Raw genomic sequence first — 18,800 nt, forward strand, 5'->3', positions numbered from 1 at the left:
CGCGACGGGCGGCCGCGCCCGGTGTAGAGGCTCGCGGCATGCACGCCCTCGGTCGCCTGATTCTCGGGGCCTTCGCCCTCCTGCTCGCCGTCCCAGCCGGCTGCGCGGTCCTCGTCCTGGCGCTGCTCGTCGACCCGGCCGCGCAGGTCTGGCTGTCCGGCGGGGCGCTCGCCGGACTCGACATGGCCCTGTCGGACCTCTCGGCCGGGCTGCCGCCGGAGGGGCTTGCCCTGCTCCTCGCCGGCCTCGCCAAGGCGCTGTTCGCGCTGCTGTTCGTGCCCCCGGCCGTGATCGGCCTCGGCGGTGAGATCCTCGGGCGCCGCGGCCTGCTGTGGTACGGCGCCGGCTGCGGGCTGCTCACCGCCGCCCTCCCCTGGCTGACGCGGGGCGCGCTCCGGTCCGGCGGGGGAGCCCCCGACGCAGCCCTCCGCGCGGGCGAGGCGCGCCTGACGCTGATCCTGTTCCTGGTCGGCGCCAGCGCCGGCCTGGTCTACTGGCTGGTCGCCGGGCGCGGCGCCGGCCTCGTACGGGACAGGGATCGCCCCGAGGGGGCCTGAGGCCGCCCAGGGCACGTCGCCCTTGGCCGCGGACACGCGGGCGCGCTACAGGGGAGCCGCCACGACACGGTTGCCGATGCTCGCCCTCCGCTCTCTCGCCTTCAACGTCTGCTTCTACGCCGTCACGACGGTCCTGGCCTTCGCCGGCCTGCCCATGCTGGTCTCCGGCCGCTCGGTGCTGCGGCTCGCCCGCACCTGGGGGCGGATCACCCTGTGGCTCCTGCGGGTCGTCGCGGGGACGCGGGTCGAGTTCCGCGGCCTGGAGAACATCCCGCCCGGCCCCCTGCTGGTGGCGGCCAAGCACCAGTCGGCCCTGGAGACGCTGGCCCTCTGCACGGTGCTGCCGAACTTCGCCTACATCCTGAAGAAGGAACTGCTGCTCATCCCGCTGATCGGCTGGTATCTGTCGCGCAGCGGCATGGTGGCGATCGACCGGTCGAAGGGCACCCGGGCGATGAGCCTGATGAACGCCGCCGCCGGCGCGGCGATCCGGGACGGGCGCCAGCTCATCATCTTCCCCGAGGGCACCCGGCGCCCGGTCGGGGCGCCGCCGGCCTACAAGCAGGGGCTCTCGCACCTCTACACCGCCCTGAACGTCCCCTGCCTGCCGGTGGCGCTCAACACCGGCCTGTTCTGGTCGCGCAACAGCCTCGTGCGCCGTCCGGGCCGGGCCGTGATCGAGTTCCTGCCGCCGATCCCGCCAGGCCTGCCGCGCCAGGAGTTCCAGGCGCTGGCCCAGGAGCGGCTCGAGGCGGCCTCGAACGCCCTGGTCGAGGGCGGCCTCCAGGGCCTCGCGGCCGCGGGGCACGCCGTGCCGGCCGCCGAGGCGCCGGCCGCCGCCGACGCCCGCCGCTGAGCCGTCGGCGGGGGGCCGCTCTCGGCCCGGGAACGTCGCCCGGCGGCTTGTGGATAACGGGCATCATCGCCACATCTCCTCCTAGGAACGTCGCCCTTGACGCCTGTGGATATCGCGCGCTAGGTTGGAACAAATGGCGAACAGAAGAGCCCTGTCCTGGTCGGCCGCGCTCCGCGACCTGAAGGACGATCGCACCCGGAGGCAGGACGTGCGTGAAGAACGCCTCAAGACGACCGCGGGTCTGCGCGGCTCCCCCGCGCTCCCGCTCTCGGCCTGGCGCGGCCGCTCGGGCCGGCGCTACGTGGTCGGTGTCCATCCGGCCGGGGGCTTCGACCTCGACGAGATGGCACAGGCCGTGGTGATCGCCGTGCGCCGGGACAATTGCGGTATCGCCGAGATGGTCTCGGTGGCGAGCTCCAGCGAGAGCCCGCGCGACCATCTGCGGCGGACCTGGCTCGACCGCGTCCGCCGCCGGGGCGCCACCGAGATGCACGTGCATCGCCTCGCCGAGAACGCGGCCGAGCGGACGGCGATCGTCGAGGATCTGCAGGTCGACACCGTCGAGCCGGCGCAGGTCTGACGGGGAACGCGCCGCGCGCGGACGGATCGCGTCCGCGGCGGTCGACCCGCGGCGGCGCTGCCCCAGTTTCGCCCCTTGCGTGGCGACAAGCCGGGGCCACGAGGTCCCCGCGGGGACGGGTCGGGGAGCGGAACGCATGGTGCAGGATCGGACGCGGCCTGAGGATGCCGCTGAGACAGCTCCGGTCCGGGGCGCGCGGCGATCCCGGCGGGGACTGTTCCTGCCCTACATCCTGCTCGCCCTCGTGGTCGTGGGCTGGTCGGCCGGCTGGCTGTGGATGCGGGAGCGCGCGGCCAGCGAGATCGACGGCTGGATCGCCCGCGAGGCGACCGCCGGACGCACCTGGACCTGCGCGGACCGGTCCCTCGGCGGCTACCCGTTCCGCCTGGAGCTGCGCTGCAGCGCCGTGACCCTCGAGCGCGCCGACGGCCGCTTCCGGCTCGGGCCGAGCACGGCGGTGGCGCAGATCTACCAGCCCCGCCTGGTCGTCTTCGAGAGCGCGGGACCGTTCCACGTCGAGCAGGGCCCGCTGACCGGCGACGCTTCGTGGACCGCGCTCCAGGGCAGCTACCACGGCACCGCGGGCGGCTTCAGCCGCGCGTCTCTGGTTGTCGACAAGCCCGACATCAGCGTGAAGGGCGCCGAGCCCGGCCCGATCGCGGTCTCGGGGCGGCACCTCGAGCTGCATGCCCGGCCGAGCCCTGGCCGCTTCGACTCCGACGGCGCCGTGGACGTCAGCCTGCGCCTGAACCAGGCGGCGGTTCCGCAACTCGACGCAGTCACCGGGACGCAGGATCCGGCTGACCTCGCCTTGGATGCGACCCTGACGCAGGCGACTGTGCTGCGCACCGGGACGGTGGCGCGCGAGCTGGAGCGCTGGCGTCAGGCGGGCGGCGCCCTGGACCTGACGGCCCTGTCGCTGGCCAAGGGCCCGCAGCGCGTCCAGGCGAAGGGCACGCTCGCCCTCGACGCCGCCCACCGGCCCGCCGGGCAGATCGACCTGCGGGCGGCCGGCGTCGACGCGCTGGTCGGCAGCATCGTCGGCCAGCGCTTCGGCTCGGACCGGGGCGCCCTGGTGGGCCAGCTGGTCGGCGGGCTCCTGGGGCTGGCCCAGCGTTCCGGCCCGGACGCGCCGGCCGACGGCACGCCGCTGAAGGCGCTCCCGCCCCTGCGGCTCGTCGACGGGAAGCTGGTCTTCAGCGGCTTCCCGATCCCCAACGTCTACGTGCCGGCCCTGTACTAGGGGCCGGCCCTGCCGGGCGGCGGTGCGGGCGCGACTGGCATGACCGCCTCGGCGCTCCGCAGGACTGCTCGACGGCGCGGGATCGGCTATAGGAGGCCGATGGTCTCCTCCCCGCCCCCGACCCGCGTGAAGATCTGCGGGCTCAGCACCGAAGCGACCCTGACCGCCGCGCTGGAGGCCGGCGCTGACTGGATCGGCCTCGTGCACTTCCCGCGCAGCCCCCGGCACGTGGCGCTGGCGGAGGCCGCAGCCCTGTCGGCCCTGGCCCGCGGCCGGGCGGAACGGGTCGTCCTGCTGGTCGATCCGGACGACGCGCTGGTCGCCGCGTCCGTCGAGGCGGTGGATCCGGATCTCGTCCAGCTCCACGGTCGCGAGAGCCCGGAGCGCGTCGCGGCGATCCGCGCCCGGACCGGGCGTCCGGTGATGAAGGCGCTCGGCATCGCGACATCGGCGGACCTCGCGGCCCTGCCGGCCTACGCGGCCGTCGCCGACCGGATCCTGCTGGATGCCATGGCACCGCCGGACGCGGCCCTGCCGGGCGGCAACGGCCTGCGCTTCGACTGGGAGATCCTGCGCGGCGCCGCGCTCCCGCCCGGGACCATGCTGTCGGGCGGGCTCGATGCCACAAACGTGGCCGACGCCCTCGCCCGCACGGGGCTCGGCGCCGTCGACGTCTCATCGGGAGTCGAGACGGCGCCCGGGGTGAAGGATCCGGCGAAGATCGCGGCCTTCGTGGCGGCCGCGCGCGGCGGGCGCTAGGGGGGCAGCCTCAGCGCGGGGCCGGCAGGGCCGTCCGGCCTGTATTCGGGACCGTGTAGACGCCCGGGGTCTCGGTCTCCGGCGCGTAGGCCCGCAGACGGGTCGCCTCGCGCTCGTGCCGGACGGCCTCGCGGCGGTGGTAGCGCGCCCGCGCGCGGGTCTTGCCCTGGCCGAGCCACGTGAAGATGCCGCCCACCACGATGCCGAGGGCCACCGCGCCGAACAGGATCGCGTAGAGCGGGAGATCGACGCTGAAGACCGGCGCGTCCACGTTGAACGGATCGAAGGAGAGCCGCACCGGCGCGCGGTTGGCCACCGCCAGGAGGATCACCAGGGCGGCGATCGGCAGCAGCACGAGGCTCTTCAGGAAACGGATCATCGCGCTCACAGGTCCTTCCTACTCGGCGGCCGAGGCGTTCTCGCCGATCCCGGCGGCGTTCAGGCGCTGGCGCATCTCCTTGCCGGTCTTGAACACGGGGATCGCCTTCTCGGACACGGCAACGGCGGCACCCGTGCGCGGGTTGCGTCCCCGGCGCGCCTCCCGGCGCTTGACCGAGAAGGCGCCGAAGCCGCGCAGCTCGACCCGGTCGCCGCGGGCCAGCGCGTCGGAAATGGTGTCGAGGATCGCGTTGACCAGGATCTCCACGTCGCGCTGGTAGAGATGCGGGTTCTGCTCGGCGATCTTGAGGACGAGCTCCGACTTGATCATGGCGTGGGATCTTCTCGCGGGATCGGGGCGGGCTGCGCGGCGGCGATCGTTCAGGGTTCCGGGCGCCAGAGGGCGAGCATCCCGCCCCGGGCGGCCTCGGCCTCGGCGCCGACGGACCGCAGCCGCGCCGCGAGGCCTTCCAGGCCGAGGAGGTCGGCGCCGATCCCGGCGGCCGACCACAGGGAGAACCGGCTCTCCGAGGCGGGCTTCCAGTCCTTGATCGGCAGGTTCGTCTGGACGCCGCGGGCGCTCTCCAGCCACGCCACCGCCTGCCGCTCGCCGCCGAGCTCGTCGACGAGCTTCAGCGGCACGCTCTGGCGCCCGCTGAACACCCGGCCGTCGGAGACGGTGCTGAGCTGGGCAGGATCCATGCCGCGGCGCTCCGCGACGAGGCCCTTGAACCACGCGTAGGTGTCGCCGACCACGGAGGCCAGCGCGGCGCGCGCCTCCGGCGAGGTCGGGGTGAAGCCCGAGGGTTCGGCCTTGAGCGGGGACGACTTCACCGACTCGACCTTGACGCCGACCTTGTCCAGAAGACCCGAGAAGTCGGGGTACTGGAACAGCACGCCGATCGAGCCGACCAGGCTGGTCTCGCGCGCGACGATGTGATCGGCCGCGATGGCCGTGATGTAGGCGCCGGACGCGGCGGTGCCGTCCACGAAGGCGACGATCGGCTTCTTGGCGGCGAGTGCCCGGAGGTTGCGGAAGATCTCCTCCGAGCCCGTCGTCGTGCCGCCGGGCGAGTTGATCGAGACGATCACGCCCTTCACGGCGTCCGAATCGCCGACCCGCTTCATCAGCTTCGCGGTGGCCTCGCTCCCGGCGATGAAGCCCGAGACGGAGATGCGGGCGATCTGCGGCTGGACCGCGAAGGCGCCGTCCGCGCCCGTCCGCACCCGGTAGCCGAGGGCCCCGACCGCCACGATGAGGCCGCCGACGCCGAGCACGCGCCAGAGGGACAACCTGCGGCGCAGGCGCCGCCGGTCAATCAGCAGTTCGGCATCGGCTGCCATGCTGTCGCTTCCCCTAAAGCACCCCGACCGGCCCCTCGACGGGGTGCGGGAGCCGTCCCCCCGCGCCGGGCAAGTCCTTGGTTTCCTTCGGCTCGCCCGGCCCGAGCCGTGCGAGGCCGGTGTTCTAGAGCATTTTCCGCGGGCGTGGATACGGGGCGCGCGAAGAAAATGACGGGGCGGCCCGTCGCTGTCGCGTCGGGCGGCGCGACCCGGCCCGCCGCCCGCCCCCGGCAACCTTGGATTGCCGGCGCGAAATGAAAAACCCGCGCGGGACCAGGGTCCCGCGCGGGTCTCAACGAAGCGGAACCGCCGCCCGGACAGGCCGGGCGGCAGAGCCGGTGTCTCACTCGTCGTCGGAGCGCTTCTTGTTGAAGGCGGCGCCGAGGATGTCGCCGAGCGAGGCGCCCGAATCGGCGGAGCCGAACTGGGCCATGGCCTCCTTCTCCTCGGCGACCTCGAGGGCCTTGATCGAGACCTGCACGCGGCGGGCCTTCCGGTCGAACTGGACGACGCGGGCGTCGAACTTCTCGCCGGTGGCGAAGCGCTCGGGGCGCTGGTCGCCGCGGTCGCGGGCGAGCTCGGCCCGGCGGATGAAGGTCTGCATGTCGGTGTCGACGATCTTCACCTCGACGCCGGCATCCTTCACCTCGACCACTTCGCAGGTGACGATCTGACCCTTCTTGATCTCGCCGGCCTCGGCGAAGGGGTCACCGCCGAGCTGCTTCACGCCCAGCGAGATCCGCTCCTTCTCGACGTCGACGTCGAGAACCTGGGCGCGGACCAAGTCGCCCTTCTTGAACTCCTCGATGACCTGCTCGCCGGGACGGTTCCAGTCGAGATCCGACAGGTGGACCATGCCGTCGACGTCGCCCTCGAGGCCGATGAAAAGGCCGAACTCGGTCTTGTTCTTGACCTCGCCCTCGACCTCGGAACCGACCGGGTGCTTCTCGGCGAAGGCCTCCCAGGGGTTCTGCAGGGTCTGCTTGAGGCCCAGCGAGATGCGGCGCTTGACCGGATCGACCTCCAGGATCTGAACCTCGACCTCCTGGGAGGTGGAGACGATCTTGCCCGGATGGACGTTCTTCTTGGTCCAGCTCATCTCGGAGACGTGGATCAGGCCCTCGATCCCCGGCTCCAGCTCCACGAAGGCGCCGTAGTCGGTGATGTTGGTGACGCGGCCCTTGAGCTTGGCGCCCTCCGGGTAGCGGGCGGCGATGCCCTCCCACGGATCGGCGAGCAGCTGCTTGATGCCGAGCGAGATGCGGTGCGTCTCGTGGTTGATCTTGATGATCTTGACCTTGACCGTCTGACCGATGGTGACGACCTCGGACGGATGGTTCACGCGGCGCCACGCCATGTCGGTGACGTGCAGCAGGCCGTCGATCCCGCCGAGGTCGACGAACGCGCCGTACTCGGTGATGTTCTTGACGACGCCGTCGATGACCTGACCTTCCTCGAGGTTGGCCACCAGCTCGGAGCGCTGCTCGGCGCGGCTCTCCTCGAGGACGGTCCGGCGCGACACGACGATGTTGCCGCGGCGGCGATCCATCTTGAGGATCTGGAACGGCTGCGGGGTGCCGAGCAGCGGGGTGACGTCGCGGACCGGGCGGATGTCGACCTGCGAGCGCGGCAGGAACGCCACGGCGCCGTCGAGGTCGACGGTGTAGCCGCCCTTGACCTGGTTGAAGATCGTGCCGGTGACGCGGTCGTTGTTCTCGAACGACTTCTCGAGCTTGACCCAGCTCTCCTCGCGGCGCGCCTTGTCGCGCGAGATGACGGCCTCGCCGAGCGCGTTCTCGATCCGGTCGACGTAGACCTCGACCTCGTCGCCGACCTTCAGCTCGCCCTCGCGGCCGGGACCGGTGAATTCCTTGAGCGCGACACGGCCTTCCGTCTTGGCGCCGATGTCGATGACGGCCACGTCCTTCTCGATCGCGACGACGCGACCCTTGACGACGGAGCCTTCGGTGATCTCGTGTTCGAGGAAGCTCTCCTCGAGGAGGGCTGCGAAATCCTCGCGGCTCGGGCCACGCCCCAGAGCGGTACCTGCGGTCATTCTGTCTCCTGAACGGCCCCCGGCGGAGGCCCGTTGCGTCGGCGGCTCGCGTTGCAGGCGCCCCCGCTCGCCGCGGCCTCCCCGGAGTCTTTCGGGAGAGGCGACCGGTCCCGCGGGACCCGGTCTGCCGACGCGTCGATACGGATGACGAGGGCGGTCCGTCCGGCGGCCCGGCGGGCGCGCCAGAAGACGAGCGCGCGAGGGCGGATCCGGGAGGACGCGGGTCCCTTACAGCATCGGCCTTGCGACTTCAACCGATTAGGGTTTTAGGCTCGGCGGGCTGCGGAGGCTCCGCGGAGACCGGCGGCCTTGCCGCCGGCCGCGGATCCGGCGAACGTGCCCAGCGTCGAACACGCGCGGTCGCGCTTCCGCGTGTCTCGGGGCATCCCCGAGCGGCCGAGGTTCGGGCCGGTCCGGCGATGCGGAGCGTCTGGGGGGTGAACCGTGGGGCGTCCTGATCTCGATTTCCGGCTAGTCCGTCATCGGCGCGACTCCGCGCGAACCGGGGCCTGAGCCGCCGATGCCGAACGGGTACAACGCCCCGATGGAGATGCTGGCGCGCAAGCTCGACAGCATCTCGCGCCTCACCGGGTCCGACCGCGCCGCGCTCCTCGACCTGCCCCACACCGTCCGGAACCTGCCGGCCCGCCACGACATCGTCCGGTTCGGCGACCGCCCGACCCAGAGCTGCCTCGTCCTGCAGGGCTGGGTCTACCGCTACGCCGCCCTCGCCGAGGGCGGACGCCAGATCCTGTCGTTCTACATCGCGGGAGACCTGCCCGACCTGCAGAGCCTCCACCTGCACCGGATGGATCACAACCTCGCCACCCTGACGCCCTGCGTCGTGGCGCTGATCGCGCACGACGACCTGCGCGCGGTCCTGCTGCGCAATCCGGGGCTCGCCGGCACGCTCTGGCGCGACAGCCTCATCGACGCCGCCCATTACCGCGAGCGGATCACCAGCCTGGGCCGGCGGCAGGCGCTCGGCCGCGTGGCCCACCTGTTCTGCGAGCTCTATCTCCGGCAGAAGGCGGTCGGGCTCGCGCGCGGCCTGAGCTGCCCGCTGGTGCCCAAGCAGTCCGAACTGGCCGATTCCCTCGGCCTGACGAGCGTCCACCTGAACCGGGTCCTGCGCACCCTGCGGGGCCGCGGGCTCGTCACGCTGGGCGGCGGCACCCTGACCATCGAGGATTGGGACGCGCTGACGGCGGTGGCGGAGTTCGACCAGACGTTCCTGCACCTGGCGAACAACCCGCTACCGGCCCGCGAGGCCGCCGAGGCGGTCTAGCGGGCCGTCGCGCGGCCGCGCCCGTCAGGCGGCCTCGGCCAGGGTGTCGGGGGCCGCGCACACCTCGTCGGTGTGGACGTCGAACCGGACCAGATGGGCCGCGCCGAAGCTCGTCGTGAGCGCGCAGTCGGTGGCGTCGCGCCCGCGGGCCATGACGATGCGGCCGGTGCGGGGCCGGTTGTGCCGGGCGTCGAACGTGTACCAGCGCGGCCCCTCGGGCCCCTCGAGGAAGACCTCGAACCACGCCGAGAAGTCCATCGGGGCCGGATCCTTCGGCACGCCGATATCGCCGAGGTAGCCGGTGGCGTAGCGCGCCGGGATGTTCATGCACCGGCACAGGGTGATCGCCAGGTGCGCGAAGTCCCGGCACACGCCGACGCGCTGCGTGTAGCCGTCGAAGGCGGTGCGGGTGGCGTCGGCCTGCTGGTAGTCGAAGCGCAGGCGGGTGTGGGCGAAATCGACGATCGCCTGCACGCGGGCCCAGCCCTCCGGCGTGCCGCCGAACAGGGACCAAGCGGTCTGGGACAGCTTGTCGGTGTCGCAGTAGCGCGAGCCGAGCAGGTACGGCATCACGTCGTCGGGCAGATCCTGCACGGCGATCTGGCGGGCGCCGGGAGCCTGGTCGTCGGGAATGCCACTGTCGGCAATCGTGAAATCCGCCGCCATGGTGATGCGACCGCCCGGCGCAACGATGCGCGTGCAGACGTTGCCGAAGGCGTCGACGTGCTGCGCCGCCGCGACGGGCGGATCGAAGGTGATCACCTCCGGCGTCAGGAGATCGCCGCGGCGCTCCGGGCTCACGTTGAGGAGCAGGTTCATCGGCGTGGGGCCGAACGTGTCGAAGGCGATCGAGAAGCCGGTGCGGATCTGCATCTTCGGAGACCGTTAGAAAGTTCGCTGTCCGGACGGGCCGGCAGACGGGTCGTTACAGTACAGGGCCCTACAAGCCGCGAGGCGGCGCCGAGTTCCGTCGGCGAGGTCAATCGAGGGCGGTCTGCGCTGCCTGAATATTTGGCAGGCTCCGCGCGCCGCCTCCGGGATACGGTCCGGCCCGAGCACAGCGGTGGGACCCGGGGGAGCCATGCGGCAGGCCGAGGGCGGGCCTGCGGTCAAGCGGGGCCGTCCGTCACCGCATCATGTTGCAACGCACACGGTGCCCTCTTATCCCGGGCCGCTCGAACCCAGGGCTCGCCGGCACCGCCCGGCACCGCCTGCTTCCAGACGATCGACGCCCATGACGCCCGACAAGCTTTCCCTGCCGAAGGACAAGATCCGCGTCCTGCTGCTCGAGGGCATCAACGACAGTGCCGTGGCGCTGATGCGGGCGGCCGGATACACCAACCTGACCCGGCTGCCGAAGGCGCTGGACCGGGAAACCCTGCACGAGGCGCTCCAGGGCGTGCACATGGTGGGCATCCGCTCGCGCACGCAGCTCGACGCGGCCGCCTTTGAGGCGGCGGACCGGCTCCTGGCCGTGGGCTGCTTCTCGGTCGGCACAAACCAGGTCGATCTGGAGGCGGCGCGCCATCGGGGCATCCCGGTCTTCAATGCCCCCTTCTCGAACACCCGCTCGGTGGCCGAACTCACGATCGGCGAGATCGTGATGCTGCTGCGTCGGATCGTTCCGCGCTCGGTGGGAGCCCATGCGGGCCGCTGGGACAAGTCGGCGGTGGGCTCGCTGGAGGTGCGCGGCAAGACGCTGGGCATCGTCGGCTACGGCAATATCGGCACGCAGCTCTCGACCCTCGCCGAGGCCATGGGCATGCGCGTGCTCTTCTACGACCACACCGACAAGCTGCGCCACGGCAACACCGAGCCGGTCGAGACGCTGCACGAGCTGCTGGCCCAGAGCGACGTCGTCTCGCTGCACGTGCCGGAGACCGACGCCACCGCCAACATGATCGGCGCGGCCGAGATCCGGGCGATGAAGCCCGGTGCCTTCCTGATCAACAACGCCCGGGGCACCGTGGTCGATCTGGAGGCGCTGGCCGCGGCCCTGCGCGACGGCCATCTCAAGGGCGCGGCCGTCGACGTCTTCCCGGTGGAGCCCGGCTCGAACGCCGAATCCTTCGTGAGCCCGCTGCAGGGGCTGGAGAACGTGATCCTCACCCCGCATATCGGCGGGTCGACCGAGGAGGCGCAGGAGCGCATCGGCTCCGAGGTGGCGCGCAAGCTCGTGGACTACTCGGATATCGGCTCGACGGTCGGCGCTGTGAACTTCCCGCAGGTGCAACTGCCCGCCCGTCCGACCGGGACGCGGTTCATCCACGTCCAGCGCAACCTGCCCGGCATGCTGGGACGGCTCAACGACGTGTTCTCGCGCGGGCACGTCAACATCGCCGCGCAGTTCTACCAGACCGACGGCGAGGTCGGTTACGTGGTGCTGGAGACCGACGCCACCGACGCGGACGCGGAGGCCCTGCTCACCGAGATCCGCGCCATCCCGGGCACGATCCGCGCGCGACTCCTCTACGAGCGCCGCTGATACGAGCGCCGCTGACGCCCGGAGGGCGCGCGCGGGAATTTACGCTGCCGCGCGTGAACGCGGCGGAACTTGCCGCGTTCATCTTGCGCGGCCAAGCTGGCCGCTGTTCAAGTCAGGGACGGCACCATCGACGGCCACGGCCGGTCGAGCGCCCGGCCGGCGGAGGAATTGCGGTGACGAAGCGTGTAGCGTGCGCATGGGCCGGCCTCGTGCTCGGCATCGCCGGGTCGGTCTCGGTCGTCTCCGGCGCGTCGGCGGATTGCCTGCGCCGGGTGTACAACCGGTCGAACCTCGTCCTCGTCGCCCGTCAGGACGGCGGGCCGCCCGCCACGCTGCTGCCCGGCCAGTCGCTCCCGGTGCGGCTGGCACAGCCGGGCCAGATCGCGATCGCGGCCTATTGCGGTGCGCCGGCCGCCGGCGGTACCCCGGTCACCCAGCGGACCTTCGACTACGAGGCGGTGCTCGACCGCTGCTTCGTCCGGTTCGGGGGCGACCTGTTCGTGCCGCAGCTCGGGCGCGGCTTCATCGGTCTGCAGGAGACGGCCCCGTTCACGGTGAACAACCCGCGCCAGGGCGACATCATCCTCGGGCCCGCGGCCGGGGCGTCGTGCCCGCTGCCGGCCGCTGCTCCCGTGCTGAGCCGTCGGGGTTGACCGTCAGAGATAGTGGCGGAAGACGACGCCCGCATCGTCGGAGGCTCCCGCCTGCGGGGGCGCCACCGGCCCGATGAACGGACTCGCGAGGCGCAGGGCCACGAGGCCGAGGGCTGCGAGCGCCGGGGCGATCAGGCGGAACGGGCGAGCGAGCATGGACGCCTCCGTCGCGCCGCCGATCCCGCCTGCGTCATGCCGACAGACCGGGTGCGCATGTGAACCATCGCTCCTTACGGCCGAGCTGAAGGTGCCGAAGCGCACATGGGTAACGTTAAGGTCGCGCCCGGAAGGCCGCATCGCGGCCTCGATCGGGGACGGCGTGACGGTCGGGCGATTGCGTCCACCGCGTCGCTGGCAAGTCCCCCGATGCCCTCCTATGCTGCCGAGGCCGGGAGCTGCCTGGGGTCGCGCTGCACAAGCCGCGGTGGCGCTTCCCGGGTAGAACCGACTGCGTGAACGAGGACGCGCGTATGCTGACCCAGACAGGCAACTCGATTCTCCGAGGCGATCTCGGTGTCGAGGAGACCACCGAGTCCGACAACATCGTCCGCTGGGACGGCGAGCGGCTCTACGTGGAGCAGGACGTCTACCACAACGGGCAACTGGTTCACCGCAAGTACCGCCGGACCGTCACCGAGCCTGTCGCCCGCGCGCTCTGGGCGATCATCAACCGCGCCAAGCAGTGAGGCGACGGGCGGGCGCGTCGCGGATGCGCCGCGCCGAGCCGACGTCCCGCGCTCCCCGGTCGCGTCGGGGACGGCCCTCGTGAACGTGTCCGGCCGGGCGCCGCGGGCCGGAGCCCGCATCCGTGGCGGCGCGGCCGCGGACGCGCCCGTCTCGGCCGCGCGACGGGGCGATCCGTCCCGGATTCCGGACCCCGCGTCCCCGAAGCTTACCCGTCCTTGACGAGGCCCAGGCGGCGCGGTCTTGCTGAGCTTGACCGTGATCGGTGATCCGCGTCACGCCCGAGTGCTGCGTCCATGCGCGTTCAGACTGTCGTCCGGTCCATGCTGGCAAAACTCCTCCTCAATCGCTGGTCGATCGTCGTGTTCAACGCGCTGATCGCGCTCCCTCTGACGCTGGCGCTCGTCGAGGTCGCGTCGCTACTCTGGGGCACGGGGTTCCAGACTCACGCCACGATCCACGAGGCGGGGCATCTGATCGAGGGGATGGGCGTCATCCTGATCGGCTGGGGCGTGGTGCTGGAGGAGCGCCACGGCGTGAGCCACCTCCTCGGCGGATTGCCGAGCGAGGATCCGGATCACGAGGCGGCGATCGACGCGCTCTGCCACCAGGGCGGCCTCGCCCTGCTGGTCCTCGGGCTCGTCGCCGAGATCCTCGTGCAATGTGTCGAGGTGCCGGACCACATCATCAACACCGATCGGATCGAGCGGGTGGTCCTGACCGGCGGGGCATTCTTCCTCGCCTTGGGCCTCGCGACGCTCGTGCGGCTGTCGGCCGGTCTCGCGACGTTTCGCGGGCCTGAGCGCGTGTCCGCCGGCGCGGCTCTGCCCGAGTCGCGCCCGCACTGAGACTTCGCCCGCGCCGGGCGTCTCGGGTCGAGCCCGGAACGCTGTGCGACTAGGCGGCTACGGCCGCCGTCGGCGCGACGAGGGTGAGGTGGGCCGGCCGCAGCACCTCGAGGCGGTCATGGGCGTTGTCGAACGCGGCCCGGATCGTCGTGCCGGCATCCTCGACGGCGACCAGCACCGCCAACTTCTGCGCGGTGGCCCGATCGGCGAGCCCGCGCGCGGCCGAGACGAGCGCCTGCTCCAGGCTCAGGAATTCCGTCTCGGCATCCTTCCCCGCCTCGCGCGCGACCGACGCGAGGCGGTCCAATACGGCTTCCAGGGCGTGGCGCAGGACAAGCGTCCGCACGCGCTCCTGCAGGAGCGCCCTCTCGTCGATCTTCATCGGAATCGGTCCGGGTTCGGGAACGCGGCCAAGCTCTCATACTTCGGTGCCGTGTGCAGCCACCTTTTTGCAACAGCGCAATACTGTCTCGCGACCTGCGCGCTCCGCGCGTTCACCGTTTCGCCGGCGCGATCCGGCCCAGTTGTTCTACAATCGTGTGCCGAGTATTTGAGCATTTCGAGAATCGAATGCGCTGTCTCGACAGATTCAGGGCACAGAAACGCGCAGGTGGACGCCCAGTTCGCCGTCCGAATACCTCTGATTCGCCGGGAGCGAAGCGGGCGGCGTCCGACGCGGGCCGATGGGTCCGGACGACGCTCCGGGGGTCAGTACGGCGTGCCGCGCTGGCGCCGGTCCCGGAGCGCCTCGGCGTGCCATTCCAGCTCGTCGAGGAAGCGGGCGGCGGCCGACGTGAGCCAGGGCTCGGCGGGGGTCCCCTGCGCGTCGATGGCCTTCTGGAGCCGCGGGATCGGCAGGAGCGACGGGATGCTCGACATGCCCATCTCGGCGAGCATGGCCCGCAGCGGCATCGCGGCCCGGACGCCGCCGAACTGGCCGGCCGAGTAGCAGCAGATGGCCGAGGGCCGCCAGAAATACTCCTCAAGGAAGTGATCGAGGGTGTTGGACAGCGCCGGCGGCACACCGTGGTTGTACTCCGCGGTGACGATCAGGAAGGCGTCGGCGCGGCGGAAGAGGTCGGCGCAGCGCTGCAGCGGTTCCGGCGCCGTCCCGGCCGGGTATTCCTTGAACATCCGGTCGAGGAGCGGGAGCGCCAGCTCGGCCGGATCGACCAGCGGGGCGGCGTGGCCGCGCGCCGCGAGCTGCGCGATCAGGAACCGCGCGGCGCGGATGCCGATGCGGTCGGTCCGCACGCTGCCGAGGATCACGGGGACGGTCAGGGCCATGGCGCACTCCGGTTCGCCGGATCATGCCAGAGGCCGCCGCGCCGCTCCAGCCGCGGCTCGAATCCGCGGTCGTCAGGCCTTGGTGCTGCTGGTGAGCGCGGCCGCGATGCCGAGCGGCCCGCCGGCCGCGTAGGCGGTGACCGCCTTCGTGACCTGCTGCAGGAAGGATTGCAGGTCGCTGCCGCTGTCCGTCGCGGGGTCGGCGGCCGCGGTGGTGGACGTGGTCGCCGACGCGCTCGCGGACGTGCTCGCGGACGTGCTCGCGGACGTGCTCGCGGACGCGTCGGTCGCGGTGCCGGTCTGGGCGGCACCCTCGTTCTGCTCGGCATCCGATACCGGCCGCTGGCCGTGATGGCCGCGATGGTGATGGACGGGGGCCGCGCTGTCGGCGGTCTGACCCGACGCCGTGCCGGTCGTCGCCGTGTCGTCGGCGTTGGCCGCGGCTTCCGCGGGCGCCGTGACGCCGTTCTGGAGGCCCATCTGGCTGAAGTCGGATTGCAGCTGGAGGAGCGACGCCATCAGATCGTTCGACAGCGTCGGGGTCGACGCCGACGCCGAGGCTGTCGCCTGGCCGGTGCCGTCCGCGGCCGCCTGCGTGCCGGTCCCCTGGCTCGCCGTCGCGGCGGTGCCGACGTCGAGGCGGGCGGCGTTCGCCGCGCGCGCCTGCCTGAGGGCGCCGACGAGGTCCCGCTGGAGTGAACTGCCCGAAACCGTATTCACCGACATGGTACGCCTCCGCGACCGCCCTCACGGTGGGCACGCACGGGGCGTTCCAGAAATTCTCCAACGATTTCAGTATCCCGTCCGGGCTGTGGGGCGGCAGGTACGGCCGATCGGCAGAATCTGCCGCTCCGAGCCGGCCGAGAGGGCCCGCCTGTCGGTGACGGCGCGCGCGCAGGCCGGGAGCCTGTCCGAACCGGCGTCACGGGCGGCTCAGGCGGTTTTCGGCCCGGTTGCGTCGCCGAGATGACGCAGGTTCTCGGGCGGCGTCTCGGCCTCCGTCGCCTCCACGCAGGCGACGCTGCCGCCGCTCACCGCGTCGAGGCGGTGCTGATCCGAGGCGGTGCGGACCACCTCGGCTTGCCAGCCCGGATCGGACTGGCGCTCGTGCAGGAGGTCCGCGGGGCGCGCGAGGTCCCGGGCGTCGTCCTGGCCGAGATCCTGGCCGAGATCCTGGCCGAGATCCTGGCCGAGATCCTGGCCGTTCCGGTCGGCCGTCGCGCTGAAGGCGCGCAGGCTCGCGCGGTCGGATGCCTTCGGATCGGCCGGGTTGCGGGCCATGGCGGTGCTCCTGGGCTGTGACGGGCTCGGGTCAGAGGCTCGAGTCAGAGGATCGGCTTGCCGCCGGTGACCGCCACGGTGGCGCCGGACACGCAGCTCGATTCCGGACTGGCCAGCATGACGGAGACGGGCGCGAGTTCGCAGGGTTGGCCCGGGCGCTTCATCGGCACCTGGGAGCCGAAGGTGCGGACCTTGTCCTCCGGCATGGTGGAGGGGATGAGCGGCGTCCAGACCGGGCCCGGGGCCACGCAGTTCACCCGGATGTCGCGCTCCGCCAGCATCGGGGCGAGGCCGGCGGTGAAATTCTGGATCGCGCCCTTGGTGGTGGCGTAGGCCAGCAATTGCGGGCTGGGCGCGTCGGCGTTCACCGAGGTCGTGTTGACGATCGAGGCCCCGCTCTTCATGTGCGACAGGGCGACCTTCACCAGGTAGAACATGGCGTGGATGTTGGTCGCGAGGGTGACCTCCCACTCCTCGTCGGAGATCTCCTCCGGACCCGCGAAGGTCTTCTGGTGCGCGGCTTTGTTGACGAGCACGTCGACCGGCCCAAACGTGGCCACCGCCCGGTCGACGATGGCGCGGCACTGCTTCGGGTCTTCGATATCCCCCGGCACCGGGACGGCCGTGCGGCCCTCTGCGAGAGGTTCTCCCCGTGCCGACAACCCGACCCGGCAGGCATCGGTTCGCGGGGATTCACGGTCAGCCGCCTGAGACGACGTCGTCGCGCGGACTGCCGGAGTAGTGGACCCCATAAGGGCGCTCTATCGGCCCCATGACCGATTGAACACATGTATAATTCTGATCAAAAGCTTCAGCGTGCGCGGATCAGATCTGGCGCGTGATTGCGAAACCCGCGTCCGGAACGGTGCGGACCGTCTCGGGTTGTCCCCGTATTCGGCCAACACGGGGTAACCATGACGACCAAGCCACCGCCTGTTCCGCCGGCCAACCGGTCCGACAAGGGGCCCGGCGGCGCCACTGAAGCGCCGCTCACGCAGGGCCGTGCCGGATCCCAGACCATGGATCCGGACAAATTTGGCCAGGCCGGCAATTCCAAGGTGAACACCACCAACCAGGGCTACCAGCAGGACCGCTGACGGCCCGATCCGCCCGGGTGCCGCGCGCCGCCGCGCCCGACGAGAGTGTTGATCCGCACCGGAGGATGATCATGGCGAATGCCAGTCGGCACAAGGTCGGCCCGGGCGCCCAGGGCAAAGGAACCGGAAGCGGGGCCATGTCGGAACTGCCCGAGGGCGTGCTGACCGAGAACATGGTGCTCAGCAACCGCGACAAGTCCCGGCACAGCGACGAGCGGGGCCTGGACAGCAAGAACGTCCAGACCGAGCAGTATCAGGACCATGCCGGCAATCGGCAGGTGGCCGCCGGCATCGACGCTGACGCCGACGGCAACACGAGCGGCCTGGCGAACCCGAAGACGAACGAGTCCGGGGCGCAGAGCAGCCTGAAGCGTCAGCAGACCTCGTAGGCGTCCTGTCCATTGCCGGGAGGCGCGGCGCATGTTCCCGCGGCTCCCGGCGCGCACCGCGCCGCAGCTGTGCGGGCCGACATCGGTGCGCCGCGTCCGACCCTGGCGCCGTGAAGCGGATGGACCGCGGCGTCGGCGACACCGTTGCGGAGAGGCGCCCTGTCGCGACTGCGCGGCCCGGCCGCGGCGCTTCTCGGCTCTGCCGCCCCGCGCGCCCGCGCGCAGGCCGTGGATCCCGCACCGGGGACCGAGGCCGTGCGATCCGACGGGCCGCTCGGGATGCCGTCCCGGCGGCTGACCGGCGGCGGCGCCGTGTTCGCGATCCTGTACGCGCTGCCCGTCGGACGGCGACGGGACGAACGGCGGTCTTCCGAGGTCGGAGAACCGTGCGGGCTGCCCCCCGCCCCATCCGCGAACATCGCGACGAAGCCGAGAAACGGACCGTGTTGTCGCCGAAGACCGCGCCTGCGCGCCCCGGTTCCGATCCTGCGACCCGCAGAGCGGGGCCGATCTCGGTCGAGACGGGCGTCGCCATCGCTGCCGGTAAGCCTCGATCGACCCGGCGGTGGCCGCATCGGACGCGGAGCGGCCCCGCCACGCTGCGGCGTCGGGGCCGGCTTGACCCGCCGGATCAGCGACCCGGCGCGACCGCGCGCCGCCGCTAGGACTCCGCCACGGTCCCGTCATCCCCGCCGGTCGCACCGACCGCGGGCCCGGGCCGATACGCGTCGAGCGTCGCGTAGGCATCCGTTCCGGTGAGCCCGAGCCGTTCCATGTCGGTCAGCAGCGCCAGGATATCGGGGTCGACCGGATCGCCGGCTTCCTTGCGCTCGATCAGGGTATTGACCAGCTCCAGGTCGCTGATCGACGCCGCGCTGGGTTCTTTCGGATCGGTGAAGGCCATGACCGGTCTCTCGCAGGACGGATCCGGGATCTAGGTCGCCGCCGTCCGCCCGACCACACGCGGCCGTCGGCTCCCGTAGATCTCGGCGAGGAACGGTCCGCGGCGGCGCCC

General features: G+C 71.8%; 23 protein-coding genes and 1 pseudogene. 12 read left to right on the plus strand and 12 right to left on the minus strand.

The window, feature by feature from the left end; genetic code table 11:
* Nucleotides 1-38: 38 nt before the first annotated feature.
* The 5 genes from ACLBXO_RS16055 to ACLBXO_RS16075 all read left to right on the plus strand — a co-directional run bounded on the left by ACLBXO_RS16055 (nucleotide 39) and on the right by ACLBXO_RS16075 (nucleotide 3,995).
* Nucleotides 39-557: a hypothetical protein gene (locus ACLBXO_RS16055; RefSeq protein WP_447685961.1), complete on the plus strand. Its 519-nt coding sequence runs from the start codon at nucleotides 39-41 to the stop codon at nucleotides 555-557.
* A 76-nt stretch (nucleotides 558-633) separates the two neighbouring features.
* Entirely contained in the window at nucleotides 634-1,413 is a 780-nt protein-coding gene (locus tag ACLBXO_RS16060; RefSeq protein ID WP_331318222.1) for a lysophospholipid acyltransferase family protein, read from the plus strand.
* A 133-nt stretch (nucleotides 1,414-1,546) separates the two neighbouring features.
* Nucleotides 1,547-1,993, plus strand: a complete 447-nt coding sequence (locus ACLBXO_RS16065; protein WP_447685962.1) for a hypothetical protein — start codon at nucleotides 1,547-1,549, stop codon at nucleotides 1,991-1,993.
* Nucleotides 1,994-2,129: 136 nt separating this feature from the next.
* Nucleotides 2,130-3,236 (plus strand): DUF2125 domain-containing protein, encoded by a 1,107-nt coding sequence (locus tag ACLBXO_RS16070; RefSeq protein WP_447685963.1) that lies wholly within the window; start codon nucleotides 2,130-2,132, stop codon nucleotides 3,234-3,236.
* Between the two features lie 99 nt (nucleotides 3,237-3,335).
* The gene (locus tag ACLBXO_RS16075) at nucleotides 3,336-3,995 is read left to right on the plus strand and encodes a phosphoribosylanthranilate isomerase (protein ID WP_447685964.1); all 660 of its coding nucleotides are present in this window, start codon (nucleotides 3,336-3,338) and stop codon (nucleotides 3,993-3,995) included.
* A gap of 10 nt (nucleotides 3,996-4,005) precedes the next feature.
* On the opposite strand, the gene ACLBXO_RS16080 is transcribed toward ACLBXO_RS16075, so the two are convergent.
* The 4 genes from ACLBXO_RS16080 to rpsA all read right to left on the minus strand — a co-directional run bounded on the left by ACLBXO_RS16080 (nucleotide 4,006) and on the right by rpsA (nucleotide 7,773).
* Nucleotides 4,006-4,374 (minus strand): LapA family protein, encoded by a 369-nt coding sequence (locus tag ACLBXO_RS16080; RefSeq protein ID WP_427509075.1) that lies wholly within the window; start codon nucleotides 4,372-4,374, stop codon nucleotides 4,006-4,008.
* A gap of 18 nt (nucleotides 4,375-4,392) precedes the next feature.
* Nucleotides 4,393-4,704 (minus strand): integration host factor subunit beta, encoded by a 312-nt coding sequence (locus ACLBXO_RS16085; RefSeq protein WP_012319412.1) that lies wholly within the window; start codon nucleotides 4,702-4,704, stop codon nucleotides 4,393-4,395.
* A 50-nt stretch (nucleotides 4,705-4,754) separates the two neighbouring features.
* Nucleotides 4,755-5,717: a signal peptide peptidase SppA gene (sppA, locus tag ACLBXO_RS16090; RefSeq protein ID WP_020092171.1), complete on the minus strand. Its 963-nt coding sequence runs from the start codon at nucleotides 5,715-5,717 to the stop codon at nucleotides 4,755-4,757.
* A gap of 343 nt (nucleotides 5,718-6,060) precedes the next feature.
* Nucleotides 6,061-7,773: a 30S ribosomal protein S1 gene (gene rpsA / locus ACLBXO_RS16095; RefSeq protein WP_447685965.1), complete on the minus strand. Its 1,713-nt coding sequence runs from the start codon at nucleotides 7,771-7,773 to the stop codon at nucleotides 6,061-6,063.
* Nucleotides 7,774-8,293: 520 nt separating this feature from the next.
* On the opposite strand from rpsA, the gene ACLBXO_RS16100 reads away from it, so the two are divergent.
* On the plus strand, nucleotides 8,294-9,061 hold the full coding sequence (locus ACLBXO_RS16100) for a Crp/Fnr family transcriptional regulator (protein ID WP_447685966.1): 768 nt from the start codon (nucleotides 8,294-8,296) through the stop codon (nucleotides 9,059-9,061).
* 24 nt (nucleotides 9,062-9,085) lie between these two features.
* Here the strand turns inward: ACLBXO_RS16100 and ACLBXO_RS16105 are convergent, their stop codons facing one another.
* Nucleotides 9,086-9,934, minus strand: coding sequence for a transglutaminase-like domain-containing protein (locus tag ACLBXO_RS16105; RefSeq protein WP_447685967.1), 849 nt, complete (start codon nucleotides 9,932-9,934; stop codon nucleotides 9,086-9,088).
* Nucleotides 9,935-10,295: 361 nt separating this feature from the next.
* Between ACLBXO_RS16105 and serA the strand changes: the two genes are divergently transcribed.
* Both serA and ACLBXO_RS16115 read left to right on the plus strand, forming a co-directional pair.
* Complete coding sequence (gene serA, locus ACLBXO_RS16110) at nucleotides 10,296-11,546, plus strand: phosphoglycerate dehydrogenase (protein ID WP_447685968.1); 1,251 nt, start codon at nucleotides 10,296-10,298, stop codon at nucleotides 11,544-11,546.
* 173 nt (nucleotides 11,547-11,719) lie between these two features.
* The gene (locus tag ACLBXO_RS16115) at nucleotides 11,720-12,199 is read left to right on the plus strand and encodes a hypothetical protein (RefSeq protein ID WP_331318211.1); all 480 of its coding nucleotides are present in this window, start codon (nucleotides 11,720-11,722) and stop codon (nucleotides 12,197-12,199) included.
* 3 nt (nucleotides 12,200-12,202) lie between these two features.
* On the opposite strand, the gene ACLBXO_RS16120 is transcribed toward ACLBXO_RS16115, so the two are convergent.
* Entirely contained in the window at nucleotides 12,203-12,355 is a 153-nt protein-coding gene (locus ACLBXO_RS16120) for a hypothetical protein (RefSeq protein WP_331318210.1), read from the minus strand.
* Between the two features lie 314 nt (nucleotides 12,356-12,669).
* On the opposite strand from ACLBXO_RS16120, the gene ACLBXO_RS16125 reads away from it, so the two are divergent.
* Entirely contained in the window at nucleotides 12,670-12,885 is a 216-nt protein-coding gene (locus tag ACLBXO_RS16125) for a hypothetical protein (RefSeq protein ID WP_012319420.1), read from the plus strand.
* A gap of 294 nt (nucleotides 12,886-13,179) precedes the next feature.
* Nucleotides 13,180-13,731 carry a hypothetical protein gene (locus tag ACLBXO_RS16130; RefSeq protein WP_447685969.1) on the plus strand — a complete coding sequence of 184 codons (552 nt, stop codon included), beginning with the start codon at nucleotides 13,180-13,182 and terminating at the stop codon, nucleotides 13,729-13,731.
* Nucleotides 13,732-13,780: 49 nt separating this feature from the next.
* Here the strand turns inward: ACLBXO_RS16130 and ACLBXO_RS16135 are convergent, their stop codons facing one another.
* The 5 genes and pseudogenes from ACLBXO_RS16135 to ACLBXO_RS16155 form a co-directional block, all read right to left on the minus strand.
* Nucleotides 13,781-14,113, minus strand: a complete 333-nt coding sequence (locus tag ACLBXO_RS16135) for a hypothetical protein (RefSeq protein WP_331318206.1) — start codon at nucleotides 14,111-14,113, stop codon at nucleotides 13,781-13,783.
* Between the two features lie 326 nt (nucleotides 14,114-14,439).
* Entirely contained in the window at nucleotides 14,440-15,018 is a 579-nt protein-coding gene (locus ACLBXO_RS16140) for an NADPH-dependent FMN reductase (RefSeq protein ID WP_331318204.1), read from the minus strand.
* 72 nt (nucleotides 15,019-15,090) lie between these two features.
* The gene (locus ACLBXO_RS16145) at nucleotides 15,091-15,744 is read right to left on the minus strand and encodes a cell wall anchor protein (protein ID WP_447685970.1); all 654 of its coding nucleotides are present in this window, start codon (nucleotides 15,742-15,744) and stop codon (nucleotides 15,091-15,093) included.
* Nucleotides 15,745-15,951: 207 nt separating this feature from the next.
* Nucleotides 15,952-16,299 (minus strand): hypothetical protein, encoded by a 348-nt coding sequence (locus tag ACLBXO_RS16150; RefSeq protein ID WP_447685971.1) that lies wholly within the window; start codon nucleotides 16,297-16,299, stop codon nucleotides 15,952-15,954.
* Nucleotides 16,300-16,343: 44 nt separating this feature from the next.
* Nucleotides 16,344-17,000, minus strand: a pseudogene (locus ACLBXO_RS16155) (SDR family oxidoreductase); the annotation flags it as partial.
* A 213-nt stretch (nucleotides 17,001-17,213) separates the two neighbouring features.
* Between ACLBXO_RS16155 and ACLBXO_RS16160 the strand changes: the two are divergent.
* Together ACLBXO_RS16160 and ACLBXO_RS16165 are read left to right on the plus strand one after the other, a co-directional pair.
* On the plus strand, nucleotides 17,214-17,396 hold the full coding sequence (locus ACLBXO_RS16160; RefSeq protein WP_331318198.1) for a hypothetical protein: 183 nt from the start codon (nucleotides 17,214-17,216) through the stop codon (nucleotides 17,394-17,396).
* 71 nt (nucleotides 17,397-17,467) lie between these two features.
* Nucleotides 17,468-17,785 (plus strand): hypothetical protein, encoded by a 318-nt coding sequence (locus tag ACLBXO_RS16165; protein ID WP_331318197.1) that lies wholly within the window; start codon nucleotides 17,468-17,470, stop codon nucleotides 17,783-17,785.
* 661 nt (nucleotides 17,786-18,446) lie between these two features.
* Here ACLBXO_RS16165 and ACLBXO_RS16170 read toward each other — a convergent pair.
* Nucleotides 18,447-18,689: a hypothetical protein gene (locus ACLBXO_RS16170; RefSeq protein WP_447685972.1), complete on the minus strand. Its 243-nt coding sequence runs from the start codon at nucleotides 18,687-18,689 to the stop codon at nucleotides 18,447-18,449.
* Nucleotides 18,690-18,800: the final 111 nt, after the last annotated feature.

It is taken from the genome of Methylobacterium sp. C33D (assembly GCF_053345825.1).

Excerpts from the sequence above, each read along its gene's own strand:
- ACLBXO_RS16055 (WP_447685961.1), top strand. The coding sequence starts at position 39 with ATGCACGCCCTCGGTCGCCTGATTCTCGGGGCCTTCGCCCTCCTGCTC.
- ACLBXO_RS16060 (WP_331318222.1), top strand. The coding sequence starts at position 634 with ATGCTCGCCCTCCGCTCTCTCGCCTTCAACGTCTGCTTCTACGCCGTC.
- ACLBXO_RS16065 (WP_447685962.1), top strand. The coding sequence starts at position 1,547 with ATGGCGAACAGAAGAGCCCTGTCCTGGTCGGCCGCGCTCCGCGACCTG.
- ACLBXO_RS16070 (WP_447685963.1), top strand. The coding sequence starts at position 2,130 with ATGGTGCAGGATCGGACGCGGCCTGAGGATGCCGCTGAGACAGCTCCG.
- ACLBXO_RS16075 (WP_447685964.1), top strand. The coding sequence starts at position 3,336 with ATGGTCTCCTCCCCGCCCCCGACCCGCGTGAAGATCTGCGGGCTCAGC.
- ACLBXO_RS16080 (WP_427509075.1), bottom strand. The coding sequence starts at position 4,374 with ATGATCCGTTTCCTGAAGAGCCTCGTGCTGCTGCCGATCGCCGCCCTG.
- ACLBXO_RS16085 (WP_012319412.1), bottom strand. The coding sequence starts at position 4,704 with ATGATCAAGTCGGAGCTCGTCCTCAAGATCGCCGAGCAGAACCCGCAT.
- sppA (WP_020092171.1), bottom strand. The coding sequence starts at position 5,717 with ATGGCAGCCGATGCCGAACTGCTGATTGACCGGCGGCGCCTGCGCCGC.
- rpsA (WP_447685965.1), bottom strand. The coding sequence starts at position 7,773 with ATGACCGCAGGTACCGCTCTGGGGCGTGGCCCGAGCCGCGAGGATTTC.
- ACLBXO_RS16100 (WP_447685966.1), top strand. The coding sequence starts at position 8,294 with ATGCCGAACGGGTACAACGCCCCGATGGAGATGCTGGCGCGCAAGCTC.
- ACLBXO_RS16105 (WP_447685967.1), bottom strand. The coding sequence starts at position 9,934 with ATGCAGATCCGCACCGGCTTCTCGATCGCCTTCGACACGTTCGGCCCC.
- serA (WP_447685968.1), top strand. The coding sequence starts at position 10,296 with ATGACGCCCGACAAGCTTTCCCTGCCGAAGGACAAGATCCGCGTCCTG.
- ACLBXO_RS16120 (WP_331318210.1), bottom strand. The coding sequence starts at position 12,355 with ATGCTCGCTCGCCCGTTCCGCCTGATCGCCCCGGCGCTCGCAGCCCTC.
- ACLBXO_RS16125 (WP_012319420.1), top strand. The coding sequence starts at position 12,670 with ATGCTGACCCAGACAGGCAACTCGATTCTCCGAGGCGATCTCGGTGTC.
- ACLBXO_RS16130 (WP_447685969.1), top strand. The coding sequence starts at position 13,180 with ATGCGCGTTCAGACTGTCGTCCGGTCCATGCTGGCAAAACTCCTCCTC.
- ACLBXO_RS16135 (WP_331318206.1), bottom strand. The coding sequence starts at position 14,113 with ATGAAGATCGACGAGAGGGCGCTCCTGCAGGAGCGCGTGCGGACGCTT.
- ACLBXO_RS16140 (WP_331318204.1), bottom strand. The coding sequence starts at position 15,018 with ATGGCCCTGACCGTCCCCGTGATCCTCGGCAGCGTGCGGACCGACCGC.
- ACLBXO_RS16145 (WP_447685970.1), bottom strand. The coding sequence starts at position 15,744 with ATGTCGGTGAATACGGTTTCGGGCAGTTCACTCCAGCGGGACCTCGTC.
- ACLBXO_RS16150 (WP_447685971.1), bottom strand. The coding sequence starts at position 16,299 with ATGGCCCGCAACCCGGCCGATCCGAAGGCATCCGACCGCGCGAGCCTG.
- ACLBXO_RS16160 (WP_331318198.1), top strand. The coding sequence starts at position 17,214 with ATGACGACCAAGCCACCGCCTGTTCCGCCGGCCAACCGGTCCGACAAG.
- ACLBXO_RS16165 (WP_331318197.1), top strand. The coding sequence starts at position 17,468 with ATGGCGAATGCCAGTCGGCACAAGGTCGGCCCGGGCGCCCAGGGCAAA.
- ACLBXO_RS16170 (WP_447685972.1), bottom strand. The coding sequence starts at position 18,689 with ATGGCCTTCACCGATCCGAAAGAACCCAGCGCGGCGTCGATCAGCGAC.